Source organism: Haemophilus sp. SZY H36 (genome assembly GCF_018829625.1).
In the GTDB taxonomy this organism is placed as follows: Bacteria; Pseudomonadota; Gammaproteobacteria; order Enterobacterales; family Pasteurellaceae; genus Haemophilus; species Haemophilus haemolyticus_K.
Map to the genome: position 1 here is coordinate 169,849 of NZ_JAHKKA010000003.1, position 16,218 is coordinate 186,066.

The following is a 16,218-nucleotide window of genomic DNA, read 5'->3' on the forward strand; positions in this document are numbered from 1 at the left end:
TATGATTCCAGGCGAATACCAATTAGCTGAAGGCAATATTATTGCCAATGTCGGTAGAAAAACCGTAAAAATCGAAGTAACCAATTCAGGCGACCGCCCAATTCAAGTTGGCTCGCATTACCATTTTTTTGAAACCAATAATGCCCTTAAATTTGACCGCACTTTAGCGCGCGGAATGCGCTTAAATGTTCCATCTGGCAACGCAGTACGTTTTGAACCTGGTGAAGTGAAATCAGTCGAGTTAGTGGCTTTTGGTGGCTCGCAAACTATTTACGGCTTCCATAATCAAATTGATGGTAAATTATAAGGTAGGGCAAGATGGCATTAACAATTTCAAGAGCTCAATATGTAGCAACTTATGGCCCAACCGTTGGCGATAAAGTCCGTTTAGGCGATACCAATTTATGGGCAACCATTGAACAAGATTTATTAACCAAAGGCGATGAGTGTAAATTTGGTGGCGGTAAAAGTGTACGCGACGGCATGGCACAAAGTGGTACGGTAACTCGTGATAATCCAAATGTATTAGATTTTGTGATCACTAACGTGATGATCATTGATGCGAAATTAGGCATTATTAAAGCCGACATTGGTATTCGCGATGGTCGTATTGTCGGTATCGGACAAGCAGGCAACCCTGACACTATGGATAACGTCATGCCAAATATGATTATCGGCGCAAGTACAGAAGTACATAACGGTGCACATTTAATTGCGACCGCTGGCGGTATCGATACCCACATTCACTTTATTTGTCCGCAACAAGCACAACATGCGATTGAAAGTGGTGTTACTACGTTAATTGGTGGCGGAACAGGCCCGGCTGACGGCACACACGCGACCACTTGTACACCTGGTGCATGGTATATGGAACGTATGTTCCAAGCGGCAGAAGCATTGCCTGTAAACGTAGGCTTTTTTGGTAAAGGAAACTGTTCAACTTTAGAACCGTTACGTGAACAAATTGAAGCGGGTGCATTAGGTTTAAAAATCCATGAAGACTGGGGTGCAACGCCTGCTGTGATTGATTCTGCATTAAAAGTAGCAGATGAAATGGATATTCAAGTAGCAATTCACACTGACACGCTAAATGAAAGTGGCTTTTTAGAAGATACCATGAAAGCAATTGATGGACGTGTGATTCACACTTTCCACACTGAAGGAGCTGGTGGTGGCCATGCGCCAGATATTATTAAAGCGGCAATGTATCCAAACGTTTTACCCGCTTCAACCAACCCGACTCGTCCATTTACGAAAAACACCATTGATGAACACTTAGATATGTTGATGGTTTGCCATCACTTAGATAAACGCGTACCGGAAGATGTCGCATTTGCCGATAGCCGTATTCGCCCTGAAACCATTGCGGCAGAAGATATTTTGCATGATATGGGCGTTTTCTCAATTATGAGTTCAGACTCTCAGGCGATGGGACGTATTGGCGAGGTCGTTATTCGTACATGGCAAACCGCAGATAAAATGAAAATGCAACGTGGTGAGTTAGGCAATGAAGGAAACGATAACTTCCGCATTAAACGCTATATCGCGAAATACACCATCAACCCAGCAATTGCACACGGTATTGCGGATCATATCGGTTCATTAGAAGTGGGTAAAATTGCGGATATCGTGTTATGGAAACCGATGTTCTTTGGCGTAAAACCCGAAGTCGTGATTAAAAAAGGCTTTATTAGCTACGCCAAAATGGGGGACCCTAATGCCTCAATTCCAACGCCGCAACCTGTATTCTACCGCCCAATGTACGGCGCACAAGGCTTAGCAACGGCACAAACTGCAGTATTCTTCGTTTCACAAGCCGCTGAAAAAGCCGATATTCGTGCGAAATTTGGTTTACACAAAGAAACCATTGCCGTGAAAGGCTGCCGCAGCGTGGGTAAAAAAGATCTCGTTCACAACAATGCAACACCTGAAATTACGGTGGATCCAGAACGCTACGAAGTGCGTGTAGATGGTGAGCTAATTACTTGCGAACCTGTGGATACGGTGCCATTGGGACAACGATATTTTATGTTCTAAGCAGAAAAGAACGGTCAAATTTTAAGGAGAATTTACAATGAAACTTTGGTATTCCACTACTAGCCCGTATGTGCGTAAAGTGCTGGTAACGTTGAAATATCAACAACTCTTAGACAAAACAGAACTGATTAAAATTGGTTCATCATTTGATGCAAGCTCTCCGCATAATCAGGCAAATCCTCTGGGTAGAGTGCCAGCGTTAGAACGTAATTGTGGTAATTGGCTTTATGGCAGTTTGCTGATTTGTGAATATCTTGATCAAAAAGGCAAGGTAGAGCCTAAACTCATTCCAGAAAGCGGCAAGCCACGTTGGGCCGCGTTAGCGTTGCATAATTTAGCCGATGGCATTATGGAAAATACCGTGCCGATGATGGCTGAAAAAATGCTTCGCCCTGAAAGTGAATGGTGGACAGCTCGCCATCAACAACTAACTGAACGTAATCGTCAAAGTTTTGTAAGACTTGAGCAAGACTTGAAACCGTTTGGCACGGAATTAAACATTGGAACGTTAACGGCAGTTGCAGTCATTGATTGGTTCTTGTTTAGAGCAGAAAAAATTGGATTAGATCTTGCAAAAGAATTTCCAAATTTAACCGCTTGGGCGGCAGAGATGAATGAAAAATATGAGGTTTTAAGCGAGACAACGCCTACTTTGTAACCATTTTTTGCGTCACGAAACTGGTCTAAATAATCTAATTTCTCCGTATTTTCTTCTGCCAAATCTCCCCTCCCCCTCTTTGCTAAAGAGGGGCAAAACGAGTGAGATTTTATATCATTGTTTTACTTTGATATGGTAAATATAAATTAGTCAGATGACAGCAAATTTATAAGGAAAATCCCCTCTTTAGCAAAGAGGGGGAGGGGAGATTTGGCAGCCTTAATTAGCGAAGAAAATAAGTAATACAAAAATGAAAATCCTCAACCCTATTCTGCCCATTATGGATACCATTTGGGGCGATTTAACTAGCCTCCAAGCTGAAGGCAAAATTACACATCAAACCATTGAACGCGTGGCATTGCAGTGGTATGAAAGTGAGCGCAATATTCTGCGTAAAACGACGAATACGGGGCGTGAAGTAGCATTTCGTTTGCTCAAAGAGGGGCAACGCTTGAAACACGATGATGTGGTGTTTATCAGCGATGAATTAGTGATTGCGATTGAAATTTTACCAAGTGAAGTGATTGTATTATCACCAAAAACCTTGCCTGAAATGGCTCGGGCTTGTTATGAGATCGGTAATAAACATTCGCCACTCTTTTTAGATGGTGATGAAGTAACATTGCCGTACGATAAGCCGATGTTCGAGTGGCTGCAAGCGGCGGGATTTAATCCACAAAAAGCAGAACGCCGTTTAAGCCAAGCGTTGAGGGCCAATTCTGCACAATGGCACGGGCATTCGCACGATCATCACGGTTATCATCATCACGGAGATGGAAATTGGCACCAACATTAAACCGAAGTCTTGCTGATTTAGGCGCGTTGCTTCACTTAGTTGATCCCACTTTACCTATTGGTGGATTTAATCACTCCAACGGCTTGGAAACCTTTGTCCAGCAAGGTATAGTAAAAAACAAAGCGACCCTCGAAGAATATGTGCAAACCCAGCTGTTGCAGAACTGGATTTACAACGACGGTGCGTATCTTTCCCATGCATTCGATGCAATGTGTGAGGGTAATTTCGACCGCTTGTGTGAGCTGGATTGGCAACTTTCTGCCACCAAAATAGCACGAGAAAGTCGCGAAGGGAGTTTCAAACTCGGTGTACGCTTGCTGAAAATTTTTATTCGCTACGAAACACATACGCTACTCACCACTTACCAACAAGCGATTGTCGAAAAACGCGTGCAGGGCTATTTTCCGATAGTATTTGCAATGGTCGCCCAAGCGATGGGGTTAACCAAAGCCGACACGCTCTATGCGTTCTACTACAACGCAGCAGTCGGTGCGATCACTAACGGCGTAAAGCTAATTCCCCTCAGCCAAATGGATGGGCAAGATATTCTGTTTGACTTGCGAGGCTCTCTTGTGCAGGCGGTGGAATTAAGCCTTGAACCCGACGAAGAATGGCTTGGTGCGTCAACGCTGGCGAATGATATTCGGGCTATCCAGCATGAAACGCTTTATACCCGACTCTATATGTCGTAATAATATTGAAAACACAGTTAAGGAAAAGCAAAATGAGCTTTAAAGAAATTTTAGAAACCTTACCCAAAATCGATCATTTAACTGGTTTAAATGTGATGGATGGTAAAACGATTATCCACAACATTCCAGCCATACCCGGTAAATTAGGTTCTCTTCGCCTTTACAATGCATTGGCTGAAAAATTTAACGGGAAATTAAACCGCACTTCCGCACAACAAGGCGTTGAATGGTTTGCAGAACACATCGAAGATGCAAAAGCGAATCCAGGCAAGCATCCGAACATTGATTTACTATTTAAAGTCATTGATGAAAATCTTAATTTAACCCTGATTCCACTTTGCTAATTAATCAGAATTATTTAGAATAATTGAACTTTTGATTGATAAAACCTGTCTTATTAACAAATTGGTTCAATAAGATAGCTTATTGTGCTATAACTAGGCTCATTGATTGGCAAAAGCCAAAATAAAGAAGGGAAACGATGGATAAAGAAACACAAATGATGTTAGTTCCTCAAGGCAGTATCGAAGGTTATATTCGTGCGGCAAATGAATATCCGATGCTGACGGCAGAGGAAGAAAAGGAATTGGCAGAACGTTTGTATTATCACGAGGATTTAGATGCAGCGAAAAAACTCATTTTGTCGCATCTTCGTTTCGTGATCCATGTTGCGCGTGGCTATTCTGGCTATGGTTTGCCTCAAGCTGACCTAATCCAAGAAGGCAATATCGGCTTAATGAAGGCTGTTAAACGTTTTAACCCTGAAGTTGGGGTTCGTTTGGTGTCATTCGCTGTGCATTGGATTAAAGCTGAAATCCACGAATATGTTCTTCGTAACTGGCGTATCGTAAAAGTCGCAACCACGAAAGCTCAACGTAAATTATTTTTCAACCTACGCAAAACTAAACAACGTTTAGGCTGGTTCAATGAAAATGAAGTTGATCTCGTTGCAAATGAATTGGGTGTATCCAAAGAAGATGTGATCGAAATGGAATCACGTATGAGCGGTGCGGATGTAGGTTTTGATTTACCTACTGATGATGCAGAAACAGAAACTTATTCTCCCGCCCTTTATTTGGAAGATAAAAGTTCTAATTTCGCAGCAGAGCTTGAAAATGAAAACTTTGAAAGCCAAGCAACCGAGCAATTAGGTGCGGCGCTACAAAGTCTAGATGCGCGTAGTCAGGATATTATCAAAGCTCGTTGGTTAGATGATAACAAAGCTACATTGCACGACTTGGCAGCGAAATATAATGTCTCTGCGGAACGTATCCGTCAATTAGAAACCAATGCACTGAAAAAATTAAAAAGTGCGGTGAGTTTTTAAATAATTTAGAAAAAGAAAACCTGCTGATTAGCAGGTTTTTTATTTATTATTTAAACGTAATTTCAAATCTTCAGCAGTTTGGCAAGTCTTAATCTTATCAAACACTTTGTTCGCTTCATCATATTCCTTATTCAAATAACGTAACCATTGTTTAATTCGTGCCACATGATAAAAGCCACTGTCATATTCATTTTCAACATTAGCATATTTTTGCAAGATTTTTTGAATCTCACACCAAGGCATTTTTTCTGCATTTGATTTCAGAACATGACTTAAATTCGGAATGTTCAACGCGCCTCGTCCTACCATTAAATCCTGACAACCTGTTTGGGATAAGCAATCTTGCCCATCTTGCCAATGCCAAATTTCTCCGTTAGCAATAACAGGAATGGATAAACGCTCTCGGACTTCACCAATTTTTTTCCAATTAATTCGATCAGCGCGATAACCATCAGCTTTTGTGCGTCCATGAACTGTAATTTCGGTTGCTCCCCCTTGCTCCACCGCATCAGCGATTTCAAGGGCTTGAGAAATATCATCCCAGCCTAACCGCACTTTTACACTAACAGGAAACTCATTGTACACGGCTTGGCGTAAGGCTTGAGTGGCACGATAAATCAATTCAGGCTGTTTCAATAATGCCGCACCGCCATTGCTGCCATTCACAGTTTTAGAAGGGCAACCACAATTTAAATCAATGCCATGAGAACCAAGCTCGATCGCTCGAATCGCATTTTCAGCAAGGCATTCTGGATGCTGCCCAAGCAACTGCACTCGCACAGGCGTGCCAGAAGAAGTAAAGCCCTGATTTTTTAATTCAGGGCATAAACGATAAAATACTTTTTCAGGAAGAAGTTGATCAACTACGCGCACAAATTCTGTTATACATAAATCGTAGTCATTCACTTCGGTGAGAAGTTGACGCACAAAGGGATCTAGAACCCCTTGCATAGGCGCAAGAATAACACGCACTATTTCCAGCCTTTTGCTTTACAAATTAAATCGTAAGCGGCTTGAATCTGTTGAGTTTTTTCTTTTGCCATTTCCATCATTTCTGGAGGTAAACCTTTCGCCACGAGTTTATCTGGATGGTGTTCATTCATTAAACGACGATAAGCGCGCTTAACCGTGTTTTGCTCGTCGGACTCAGTGACACCCAATACTTTATAGGCATCGTTTAAAGTTGGACCTGAAGCATGTTGGTAACCACCACTATTTTGTTGCTGATATTGGTAGCCACCTTGATATGCACCTTGTTGATATTGCTGATAGAAACCTCCTTGAGTAAAAGCCCGCGCAGCCATTTCCATCGCAATCATTTGTTCAAATTGCATACGAGAAAGACCAAGTTCTTCAGCGATCACATAAAGCACTTCTTTCTCATTTTCGTGAAGTTCTGAATCGGCAAAAGCCGCTTGAACTTGTACTTGTAAGAACATTCGTAATAAATCAGCACGTTGCCCACAGCCAATGCGAAATTCACGGATAACTTGGCGAATCGGGAAATCAGATTCTTTACCACGACGAAACGCATCCTGTGCTAATTTACGCCCCGCATCATCCAATTTAAGCTGAATCATTAATTGATTAGCTAATTGGATATCTTCTTCTGTTACACGCCCTTTCGATTTACTTAAATGGCCTAGCACCGCAAAGGTGGTTTGCATAAACAAGTCTTGACGCGTTGTTTTCTTTTTAAAGAAACTGGAACTTACCGAACCAAGCTCATACAATTTTTTATCTGCGATGGAACCTAAAATGAGCCCAGCAATCGCACCAAAAAATCCACCTACTTTCCAACCTAAAAATACGCCTATAATTTTTCCAATAAATCCCATTCTTTCCCCTGTTAAGTCAAAGTGCGGTTATTTTTATAATGCTATTTATAATGATGACAAAAATTTATTTCTCAAGTTTTATATGCCAAATTCAGCACGATAAGCACGCATTTCTGGCAAATGGCTACTGTATCGAGGATCTTGTTCGATAAATTGCATCAAATCATCTAAATCAATAATTGATAGCACTTGGCATTGATAATCACGTTCTACTTCTTGAATTGCAGAAAGCTCACCTTTTCCTCGTTCTTTACGGTTTAGAGCGATCAATACTGCCGCAAGCTCTGCCTTATTTGCACTGATTAATTCCATAGATTCACGGATCGCAGTGCCAGCCGTAATCACGTCATCCACAAGCAAAATTTTTCCTTGCAATGGGCTACCAATTAAATTACCGCCCTCTCCGTGATCTTTAATTTCTTTGCGATTAAAACACACGGGCTTATCAATACCATAACGATTAAATAACGCGACCGAAACTGACGTGCCAATTGGAATACCTTTGTAAGCGGGCCCAAAAACAATATCAAAATCTACCGCACTTGCCTGAATTGCCGCAGCATAAAACTCACCTAAACGCGCTAAATCTGCCCCCGTATTAAACAAACCCGCATTGAAGAAATACGGACTTTTACGCCCCGATTTCAAAGTAAATTCTCCAAATTTCAATACATTTCTGCTTAAAGCAAATTCGATAAAATCGCGTTTATATTGTTCCATTTTTAATCCCTATAAACTGTGTTTATAAGCCTAGCGCTTCGCGTTGAGCGATGAAAATTTGATTACAGCCTTGTTTCGCTAAATCTAATAATGTTAATAATTCTTCATGGCTAAATGGCTCACCTTCTGCAGTGCCTTGCACCTCAATCATTCGACCATCTTCGATCATCACAACATTCATATCAGTTTCCGCTGCAGAATCTTCTACGTATTCCAAATCACAAACAGCTTGACCATCAACAATCCCTACAGAAATTGCCGAAACTAAACCTTTAATTGGATTAGTTTTTAACGTACCATTCTCAATTAAACCATTGATCGCATCATATAATGCGACTGCAGCACCAGTAATGGATGCAGTTCGTGTGCCACCATCCGCTTGAATAACATCACAATCTAAAGTAATCGCACGTTCACCAAGAGCTTTGAGATCCACCATCGCGCGCAAAGAGCGGGCAATTAAACGTTGAATTTCCATTGTGCGCCCACCTTGTTTACCTTTAGCCGCCTCACGTTGCATGCGACTATGTGTTGAACGTGGCAACATTCCATATTCAGCCGTGACCCAACCTTGCCCTTGTCCTTTTAAGAAACGCGGAACAGCATCTTCCACGGTTGCAGTACAAAGCACTTTGGTATCACCAAATTCAACAAGCACAGAACCTTCAGCATGCTTGGTGTAGTTACGGGTAATTTTAATTTGGCGGGGTTGATTATTTTCTCGATTATTTGGACGCATAATTATTCCTTGATATGGTTTAGAACGATGTAATAAAAAAGCGCACTATTCTAGCACGCTTTAGTTTTCATTATTGGGTAGTTTTTTCAAAGTCACGAATTTTATGGAAAGTTTCGTTTAAATCTGCCGCAAAATTAATTTTTTGAATATCTGGCGAAGAATTAGATTTAACTAACATTCTCAATGGCTGGAATTGCATATTGCACAAGTAAAGTTGTTGATGCGGCAACATGTGTTGAACAAATCGAGTAAGCGCATGAATTCCACCAGCATCAAGCACGGTCACTGCATCACATTGCAGCACAATATGTCGGATTTCATGATCGGTATGAACCGTTCTATCATGCAAATCCGCAAATAATTTATCCGCAGCAGCAAAGAAAAGCGGACCGCTAATTCGGTAAACCAAAACATCATCTAAATCTTCAGGCGCATTGTGTTCAATGGCTTTTGTCATCTCAGCAATCGTCCGAATAAACAAGAGACTTGCAAGCAACACCCCGACACTAATCGCAATTACCATATCAAACAATACAGTCAAAATAAGACAAGTCAGCAACACCGCCATTTCATTTTTGCCTGAACGGCGAGCAAGGTAAATAATATCGTGCACACTTGCCATATTCCACGCCACCACCAACAACAAAGCAGCCATAGATGACAAAGGCAAATAAGAAAGCGCTTGCGAAAACAAAAGTAAAGCGAATAAAACAAGTATTGCGTGCACGACACTCGATATTGGCGATACCGCCCCTGATTTCACATTAGCCGCAGAACGAGCAATCGCAGCTGTTGCCGTAATCCCACCAAAAAACGGAGAAATGATATTCCCCAAGCCTTGCGCTAATAACTCGTTATTGGAGTGATGTTTAGTATCAGTCATGTTATCTAAAATCACTGCACAAAGAAGTGATTCGATTGCGCCCAATACCGCCATTGAAAAAGCAGCAGGTAACAAAGCTTGTAAGCTATTAAAATCCCAATGAATTAATTGACCTTGCGCATCAGGAATATTCCACGGCAGAGAAAAATCTGGCAATACATTAGGAATCCCATGACCAATGGAACCATCAGGCAAAGTATATTGGAATGCAGATCCAATCGTCGCCACCTCAAAACCAAAATACTGTAATGCTAGAGCTAAAATCGTCCCCATAATCACGGCAGGTAGATGCCCTGGCACTGCCAAACGCAATTTATGCCATTGAGTCAGGACTAATAGTGTTACCGCTCCAACCGAAGCATTAGCCCAATTTATCGTAGGAAGTGCGGTAAAAATTGTTTGGATTTTTGCAAGGTAATGCGCCGGCATTTTTTCTATGGAAAGCCCCAAAAAATCCTTAATCTGCAAAGTACCAATAGTAATACCAATCCCGCAAGTAAACCCCAAGGTGACTGGCAACGGAATATATTCAATTAAACGCCCTAAACGAAATAACGCCATCAAAACTAAAATGAGGCCAGAAAGCAACGTTGCCATCAAAAGACCACTTAGCCCAAATTGTTGAGTAACAGGGTATAGAATCACAACAAAAGCGGCTGTAGGCCCAGATATATTAAAGCGAGAACCACCCGTCAGCGCGATAACGATACCCGCAATAATTGCCGTATAAAGACCATGTTGTGGCGGCACACCACTCGCAATAGCCAAAGCCATGGAAAGCGGAATTGCAATCACCCCCACGGTCAACCCTGAAATAATGTCTCGAATCAGCGATTTTTTCGAATAACCTAAACGGAAAGAATCTTTCAGCGCGCTAAAGGGTTTTACGGCTAAAAAAACATTTTTAGAAAATAACGCTTTAATATGCATAAAAAAACTACAAACGATAAATAAAGTACGGTTATTCTAGCGAAACTTTTAAAAGTTTTTTATGTTCTAGCGCAAAAAACTTGACTAAACTGGAGCAAATCTTTATAGTTTGCGCACCTTTTACGGTGAGATGTCCGAGTGGTTGAAGGAGCACGCCTGGAAAGCGTGTATGTGGGAAACTGCATCAAGGGTTCGAATCCCTTTCTCACCGCCATCCTAATTTTATTCCCTAATCATTCCCCTTTTCTTTCTTCTTCAAATTCAGTTTTTTTATTCTGCTTATTTTTGTTACGCTCATTGAATTTTTTCATCAATGCAGTAAACTAGGCACCGATTTTTAATCACCTCTCTTTTCACTTTAAATGTTACCTGCGAGTAACAAAAGGACACATCATGACAAACAAAGTAAACAGTTATGGCTGGAAAGCCTTAATTGGCTCTGCCGTCGGCTATGCAATGGACGGTTTCGATCTTCTCATTTTAGGTTTCATGCTGAGTGCAATTTCCGCAGACTTAAATCTAACCCCCACCCAGAGTGGCTCTCTCGTGACATGGACGCTTATTGGTGCTGTATTTGGCGGCATTTTATTTGGTGCATTAAGCGATAAATACGGTCGTGTACGTGTACTTACTTGGACCATTCTTCTTTTTGCGGTGTTTACTGGTTTATGTGCGATTGCACAAGGTTATTGGGATTTACTGATTTATCGCACAATTGCTGGCATTGGCTTAGGCGGTGAATTTGGAATTGGGATGGCTCTAGCAGCAGAAGCATGGCCCGCACGCCACCGAGCGAAAGCAGCATCTTATGTTGCCTTGGGTTGGCAAGCAGGTGTGTTAGGTGCCGCATTACTTACACCATTATTGCTCCCGCATATTGGCTGGCGTGGAATGTTCTTGGTGGGTATCTTCCCTGCATTTGTCGCTTGGTTCTTACGTTCTCATCTACACGAACCTGAAATTTTCACTCAAAAACAAACCGCACTTTCAACTCAATCTAGCTTTACTGATAAATTACGTTCATTCCAGCTTCTTATTAAAGATAAAGCCACGAGCAAAATTAGCCTTGGTATCGTTGTGCTCACCTCCGTACAAAACTTCGGTTATTACGGCATTATGATTTGGCTACCTAATTTCTTATCAAAACAACTTGGATTCAGTTTAACTAAATCTGGGCTTTGGACAGCCGTTACCGTCTGCGGCATGATGGCTGGAATTTGGATTTTCGGACAACTCGCTGACCGCATCGGACGCAAACCAAGCTTCTTACTTTTCCAATTAGGCGCAGTGATAAGTATCGTGGTTTACTCACAACTTACCGATCCTGACATTATGCTTCTTGCTGGAGCATTTTTAGGTATGTTTGTGAACGGAATGATGGGCGGTTACGGTGCATTAATGGCGGAAGCCTACCCAACAGAAGCTCGAGCAACCGCACAAAACGTACTTTTCAATATTGGTCGTGCCGTAGGAGGATTTGGACCTGTGGTTGTGGGCGCGGTCGTACTCGCCTACTCTTTCCAAACTGCCATCGCCCTACTTGCGATTATCTACGTAATTGATATGTTAGCGACAATTTTCTTAATCCCTGAATTAAAAGGTAAAGCCTTAGACTAAGAAAATATAAAAGATAAAAATGCTCGCCAAGTGCGAGCATTTTTTATGAAATAAAAGGGAGCAATTGTGATAACACTTGTTCAGCTGAAATCTCTTTCATTGAACTTGCCGATAAGTAATGCTGATTTTTACCATAACAGCCAATCAATTTAGGATCCGTTGCGCCATAAAGCGTAATATTGGGCTTATCCAAAGCAGCAGTTAAATGCGCCAAGCCTGTATCCACCGACACGACGGCTTTTGCACTCGCAAGCTGTTTTGCAAGCTCCGTTAAAGTTAATTTCGGCAATACAATCACTTTAGAATCAACTTGAGCCAAACGCTCTGCTCGCGCTTTTTCTTGTTCATTTCCCCAAGGCAAGCGAATTTCGTAATCAGAAAGTGCGGTAATTTTTTCAATCAATTTTTGCCATTCTGATTCTTCCCAATGCTTATCTGCCCGAGTTGTAGAATGAATGAATACCACATAGTTTTGTTCTGAAGTTTGATGAAGAAAATGACGAGCAATATCATAGTCACCCTGAACTTGAGGTAATTCATAACCTAAACTTTGGGCAAAAAGCTGACGAATTCGTTCCACAGCATGCTGTTGATAAGAAATGGCATATTTTTTATCGTAGAAAAAAGACGCTAACGGCTCTCGGATACTTTGGCGATCATAGCCATGTTTCACACCTTGAGCGAAACGAGTTGCAAATAAAGCACTTTTAATGAGTCCTTGCGCATCAATTACCGCATCATAGTTTTTAGCCTGCAACAAAGTGCGGTAATTTTTCCACTCATTTCTTGTTTGAATGGAAAAAGGCGATTTACGCCAACGGCGAAAAGCAATAGGAATCACGCGATTTACGGCAGAATGCCAACGTGGAATTTCTGCAAAGTTTTCTTCCACCACCCAATCAATGCTTAAACTGGGGATCGCCTTTTGTGCATCAGTCAAGGCGGGCAAAGTGTGGATAATATCCCCCATAGAGGAAGTCTTAATCACGCATACTTTCATTTAATTAACCTTCTTCCCCAGTGCATAATCCCAAGCCCAGATACGGCTAAAATGCCCCCAATAATTAAGGAGGAATCCACCTGTTCATTCAACCAAACGGCTGAAAATAAAATGCCTAAAATCGGCACAAGAATAATATAGGCCGAGGCATTGCCCGCCCCTAAGTGTTTCACACCATCAAAATACCATGCATAAGCCAATACCGTTGAGCCAAATGCAAGACCAAGTAAACTAAACCATTGCGATCCATTTAATTGAAATACGCTTGCCCAATCTTCCGCACTTTCCGTCCATAATGCTGCCAACGTCAGCATAAAAAAACCAAAAGTAGAAGAAATCGTGGTAGCAGTGAGAGAATCAATTCCGATTAATACTTTACGAGCCAATAAAGTATAAGCAACCCAGCAAACTAAAGCACAAAGCAATAACATTTGACCGAACCCAAAATTTTGTAAGAGGTTAGTTGGATTCCATTTTGTCATGGCTAACAAAGAACCGCTAATGGCAATAATCATCCCTAATACAACCCAGCGATTCCATTTTTCTTTAAATAATAAAATAGCAAAAAACATCGTAAAGACGGGATTAGAGGCAACGACCATCGTTCCTTGCCCTGCTGGAACATATTTCAAACCCCAAATAAAGAAAGTCGAATAACCAAAGATCCCAAGCAAAGCCGTTAACAATAACCCCACCCATTGATTAGGTCGCAGTTGTTTAGCATATTTGAAACGATTCGCCGCATATAGCCAAATAATGAGTGGAATAATGGCGAAAAAAAAGCGCGCGCTTGAAGCAACAAATGTCGGCATAGCTTGGGCAACCACTCGTCCCCAAGGCCAAGAGGCGCCCCATAAAATCACCATTCCAATTAATTGTAAATGTATGCGTAGAGGGGTCATTTTGCTAATAATGCCTCTAATTTTTCTAATGCCATTTCTGGCGTAATATCAATCAAACTTTGATGATAACCGCCCTCTTTATCGCCTTTACGGACTTTAATCAATCCACCTTCAATTAAACGAATAATCGTTGCTTTATCCGAAAGCGGCGGCGTATATTGCGGGCTAGTTGGTCCATAAAGTGCAATCAATGGGCGATTAACTGCTGCCGCAATATGCATTAAACCACTGTCATTTGTCACGACTGCCGTACAATTTGCAATTAAATCCACTGCTTCATTTAAATTGGTTTTTCCTGCTAAATTGACACAAAACTCACGCAACTCTTCTGGCAGCGCTTGACGAATTTCTTCGCCCACTAGTTCATCTTTAGCAGAACCAAATAGCTCCACCGCATAGCCTTGGGTAATTAACATTTCTGCTAATTTTGCATAATGATAATGTGGCCAACGTTTTGCTGGGCCAAATTCTGCACCGGGACAAAAACCAATAATTGGACGCTCGCCTAAAAGTGCGGTTTGTTTTTCAAATTTTTTTAAGGTTTCAGCTTGTCGCGTTGGCTCAACCGTCAAATAGGGTTTCAAGACAGGAATATCATCAGCTTTTGGTACGGCATCTTTTTCAAAAGCCAATGCAACATAACGCTGCACCATCATTGGATAATATTTTTTATTGGCTCGTAAATCATTCAATAAAATATAACGGCTTTCGCCTTTCCAACCACGACGATGAGCAATTTTTGCGAAGAAAGGAACAAACGCAGATTTCAATGAATTAGGCAAAATAATCGCCATATCATATTGTTCACGCAAAGATTTCCCTAAACGATAACGCGTTCCCAATTCAAAGGCTCCGTGCCCTAATGGCATTTCAATCGCCTTACGCACCTCTGGCATACGCGCAAGCAAAGGCTTACACCAATTCGGTGCCATCACATCAATATTGCAGTTTGGATATTGAATTTTCAGTTGCTGGTACAAACTGTGCGACATCATCATATCGCCAACCCAAGATGGGCCAATAATTAGAATATTCATTTTCTGTCTTTCAGATAAAAGTGCGGTCAAAAATACCGAGATTTTTTAACCGCACTTTGTTGATGGGAAGTAGGCAAACCTACGGTTTATTTTCTATTCAACCATGCCATATATTCAGCCACGCCTTCGGCGACTGTTTTGAATGCTTTATCGTATCCTGTTGAACGAAGTTTAGTTAAATCTGCTTGAGTATATTCTTGATAACGAGATTTCAAATGTTCTGGGAATGGAATGGTTTCAATCTCGCCTTTTCCGTGGAATTTCACTACTGCATCAGCCACCGCACGGAAACTTTCTGCATTTCCTGTACCAAGGTTGTAAATACCTGAAATACCATTTTGCCAACACCAAATATTCACTGCAGCTACATCGCCTACATAAACGAAATCACGGCGGAAGTGTTCGCTGCCTGCAAATAATTTTGGATTTTCGCCTTTTAAGATTTGGTTATTCAAGTGGAATGCTACACTCGCCATAGAACCTTTATGATTTTCACGCGGCCCGTAAACATTGAAATAACGGAAACCACATACTGGCGATTTTGCTTCAGGCAAAATGTTGCGCACATATTGGTCGAACAAAAATTTAGAATAGCCATACACATTTAACGGGCCTTCAAATTCACGTTCTTCACGGAACACTTTGGTATCACCATAAGTTGCTGCGCTTGAGGCATAAAAGAAAGGGATTTCGCGGTCAAGGCAATAATGCAACAACTCTTTAGAATATTCGTAGTTGTTGTGCATAATGTATTTGCCATCCCATTCCGTAGTCGCAGAACATGCCCCCTCGTGGAATACTGCATCAATATCGCCAAATTCGTCGCCCGCGATAATAGAAGCAATGAAATCTTCTTTATCACAATAATCTGCAATGTCTAAATCAACTAAATTGGCAAATTTTGTGCCATCTTTTAAGTTATCGACCACTAAAATATCTTTGCGCCCTAAATCATTCAATGCTTTGACAATATTGCTGCCAATAAAACCTGCGCCACCTGTTACGATAATCATAATTCTGTCCTCTTTAAAATAAGTCTGCG

The 16,218-nt window shown here is 41.4% G+C and carries 17 protein-coding genes and 1 tRNA gene; 9 read left to right on the forward strand and 9 right to left on the reverse strand.

Translation table 11 applies throughout. From position 1 onward, the window contains the following. The first annotated feature begins 1 nt into the window (after position 1). The 7 genes from ureB to rpoH all read left to right on the forward strand — a co-directional run bounded on the left by ureB (position 2) and on the right by rpoH (position 5,510). Positions 2-307: an urease subunit beta gene (gene ureB / locus KP713_RS06820; protein WP_215770216.1), complete on the forward strand. Its 306-nt coding sequence runs from the start codon at positions 2-4 to the stop codon at positions 305-307. Between the two features lie 11 nt (positions 308-318). Continuing rightward, positions 319-2,037, forward strand: coding sequence for an urease subunit alpha (ureC, locus tag KP713_RS06825; protein ID WP_215770217.1), 1,719 nt, complete (start codon positions 319-321; stop codon positions 2,035-2,037). A gap of 37 nt (positions 2,038-2,074) precedes the next feature. Continuing rightward, positions 2,075-2,695 (forward strand): glutathione S-transferase, encoded by a 621-nt coding sequence (locus KP713_RS06830; protein WP_215770218.1) that lies wholly within the window; start codon positions 2,075-2,077, stop codon positions 2,693-2,695. A gap of 250 nt (positions 2,696-2,945) precedes the next feature. Then, on the forward strand, positions 2,946-3,491 hold the full coding sequence (gene ureE, locus KP713_RS06835) for an urease accessory protein UreE (RefSeq protein ID WP_215770219.1): 546 nt from the start codon (positions 2,946-2,948) through the stop codon (positions 3,489-3,491). Next, the gene (locus KP713_RS06840) at positions 3,476-4,183 is read left to right on the forward strand and encodes an urease accessory protein UreF (RefSeq protein ID WP_215770220.1); all 708 of its coding nucleotides are present in this window, start codon (positions 3,476-3,478) and stop codon (positions 4,181-4,183) included. The genes ureE and KP713_RS06840 overlap by 16 nt, the downstream gene beginning before the upstream one ends. A gap of 32 nt (positions 4,184-4,215) precedes the next feature. After that, positions 4,216-4,527, forward strand: coding sequence for a DUF2322 family protein (locus tag KP713_RS06845; RefSeq protein ID WP_215770221.1), 312 nt, complete (start codon positions 4,216-4,218; stop codon positions 4,525-4,527). A 137-nt stretch (positions 4,528-4,664) separates the two neighbouring features. Further along, the gene (rpoH, locus tag KP713_RS06850) at positions 4,665-5,510 is read left to right on the forward strand and encodes an RNA polymerase sigma factor RpoH (protein WP_005632815.1); all 846 of its coding nucleotides are present in this window, start codon (positions 4,665-4,667) and stop codon (positions 5,508-5,510) included. 39 nt (positions 5,511-5,549) lie between these two features. Here the strand turns inward: rpoH and dusC are convergent, their stop codons facing one another. The 5 genes from dusC to dauA all read right to left on the reverse strand — a co-directional run bounded on the left by dusC (position 5,550) and on the right by dauA (position 10,620). Further along, positions 5,550-6,482, reverse strand: coding sequence for a tRNA dihydrouridine(16) synthase DusC (gene dusC, locus KP713_RS06855; protein WP_215770222.1), 933 nt, complete (start codon positions 6,480-6,482; stop codon positions 5,550-5,552). Then, the gene (djlA, locus tag KP713_RS06860) at positions 6,482-7,348 is read right to left on the reverse strand and encodes a co-chaperone DjlA (protein ID WP_005636320.1); all 867 of its coding nucleotides are present in this window, start codon (positions 7,346-7,348) and stop codon (positions 6,482-6,484) included. The genes dusC and djlA overlap by 1 nt, the downstream gene beginning before the upstream one ends. A 78-nt stretch (positions 7,349-7,426) precedes the next feature. After that, positions 7,427-8,068, reverse strand: a complete 642-nt coding sequence (gene pyrE / locus KP713_RS06865) for an orotate phosphoribosyltransferase (RefSeq protein ID WP_215770223.1) — start codon at positions 8,066-8,068, stop codon at positions 7,427-7,429. A 22-nt stretch (positions 8,069-8,090) separates the two neighbouring features. Then, positions 8,091-8,807 (reverse strand): ribonuclease PH, encoded by a 717-nt coding sequence (gene rph, locus KP713_RS06870; RefSeq protein ID WP_215770224.1) that lies wholly within the window; start codon positions 8,805-8,807, stop codon positions 8,091-8,093. A 70-nt stretch (positions 8,808-8,877) separates the two neighbouring features. Continuing rightward, entirely contained in the window at positions 8,878-10,620 is a 1,743-nt protein-coding gene (dauA, locus tag KP713_RS06875) for a C4-dicarboxylic acid transporter DauA (protein ID WP_215770225.1), read from the reverse strand. A 124-nt stretch (positions 10,621-10,744) separates the two neighbouring features. Here dauA and KP713_RS06880 point away from each other — a divergent pair. Beyond that, positions 10,745-10,834: transfer RNA gene (locus KP713_RS06880), tRNA-Ser, on the forward strand. Between the two features lie 179 nt (positions 10,835-11,013). Then, complete coding sequence (locus KP713_RS06885; RefSeq protein WP_140519611.1) at positions 11,014-12,237, forward strand: MFS transporter; 1,224 nt, start codon at positions 11,014-11,016, stop codon at positions 12,235-12,237. 43 nt (positions 12,238-12,280) lie between these two features. Here the strand turns inward: KP713_RS06885 and rfaC are convergent, their stop codons facing one another. The 4 genes from rfaC to rfaD form a co-directional block, all read right to left on the reverse strand. Then, positions 12,281-13,237 carry a lipopolysaccharide heptosyltransferase RfaC gene (gene rfaC / locus KP713_RS06890; RefSeq protein ID WP_215770226.1) on the reverse strand — a complete coding sequence of 319 codons (957 nt, stop codon included), beginning with the start codon at positions 13,235-13,237 and terminating at the stop codon, positions 12,281-12,283. Then, positions 13,234-14,139, reverse strand: coding sequence for a DMT family transporter (locus KP713_RS06895; protein ID WP_215770227.1), 906 nt, complete (start codon positions 14,137-14,139; stop codon positions 13,234-13,236). Before KP713_RS06895 ends, rfaC begins: the two co-directional genes overlap by 4 nt. Then, entirely contained in the window at positions 14,136-15,176 is a 1,041-nt protein-coding gene (gene waaF / locus KP713_RS06900) for a lipopolysaccharide heptosyltransferase II (protein WP_215770228.1), read from the reverse strand. The genes KP713_RS06895 and waaF overlap by 4 nt, the downstream gene beginning before the upstream one ends. Positions 15,177-15,262: 86 nt before the next feature. Continuing rightward, on the reverse strand, positions 15,263-16,189 hold the full coding sequence (gene rfaD / locus KP713_RS06905; protein WP_215770229.1) for an ADP-glyceromanno-heptose 6-epimerase: 927 nt from the start codon (positions 16,187-16,189) through the stop codon (positions 15,263-15,265). Positions 16,190-16,218 lie beyond the last annotated feature (29 nt).

Bases quoted from the DNA above. Each gene is read 5' to 3' on its own strand.
- ureB (WP_215770216.1), top strand. From the start codon at position 2: ATGATTCCAGGCGAATACCAATTAGCTGAAGGCAATATTATTGCCAAT.
- ureC (WP_215770217.1), top strand. From the start codon at position 319: ATGGCATTAACAATTTCAAGAGCTCAATATGTAGCAACTTATGGCCCA.
- KP713_RS06830 (WP_215770218.1), top strand. From the start codon at position 2,075: ATGAAACTTTGGTATTCCACTACTAGCCCGTATGTGCGTAAAGTGCTG.
- ureE (WP_215770219.1), top strand. From the start codon at position 2,946: ATGAAAATCCTCAACCCTATTCTGCCCATTATGGATACCATTTGGGGC.
- KP713_RS06845 (WP_215770221.1), top strand. From the start codon at position 4,216: ATGAGCTTTAAAGAAATTTTAGAAACCTTACCCAAAATCGATCATTTA.
- rpoH (WP_005632815.1), top strand. From the start codon at position 4,665: ATGGATAAAGAAACACAAATGATGTTAGTTCCTCAAGGCAGTATCGAA.
- djlA (WP_005636320.1), bottom strand. From the start codon at position 7,348: ATGGGATTTATTGGAAAAATTATAGGCGTATTTTTAGGTTGGAAAGTA.
- pyrE (WP_215770223.1), bottom strand. From the start codon at position 8,068: ATGGAACAATATAAACGCGATTTTATCGAATTTGCTTTAAGCAGAAAT.
- rph (WP_215770224.1), bottom strand. From the start codon at position 8,807: ATGCGTCCAAATAATCGAGAAAATAATCAACCCCGCCAAATTAAAATT.
- dauA (WP_215770225.1), bottom strand. From the start codon at position 10,620: ATGCATATTAAAGCGTTATTTTCTAAAAATGTTTTTTTAGCCGTAAAA.
- KP713_RS06885 (WP_140519611.1), top strand. From the start codon at position 11,014: ATGACAAACAAAGTAAACAGTTATGGCTGGAAAGCCTTAATTGGCTCT.
- rfaC (WP_215770226.1), bottom strand. From the start codon at position 13,237: ATGAAAGTATGCGTGATTAAGACTTCCTCTATGGGGGATATTATCCAC.
- KP713_RS06895 (WP_215770227.1), bottom strand. From the start codon at position 14,139: ATGACCCCTCTACGCATACATTTACAATTAATTGGAATGGTGATTTTA.
- waaF (WP_215770228.1), bottom strand. From the start codon at position 15,176: ATGAATATTCTAATTATTGGCCCATCTTGGGTTGGCGATATGATGATG.
- rfaD (WP_215770229.1), bottom strand. From the start codon at position 16,189: ATGATTATCGTAACAGGTGGCGCAGGTTTTATTGGCAGCAATATTGTC.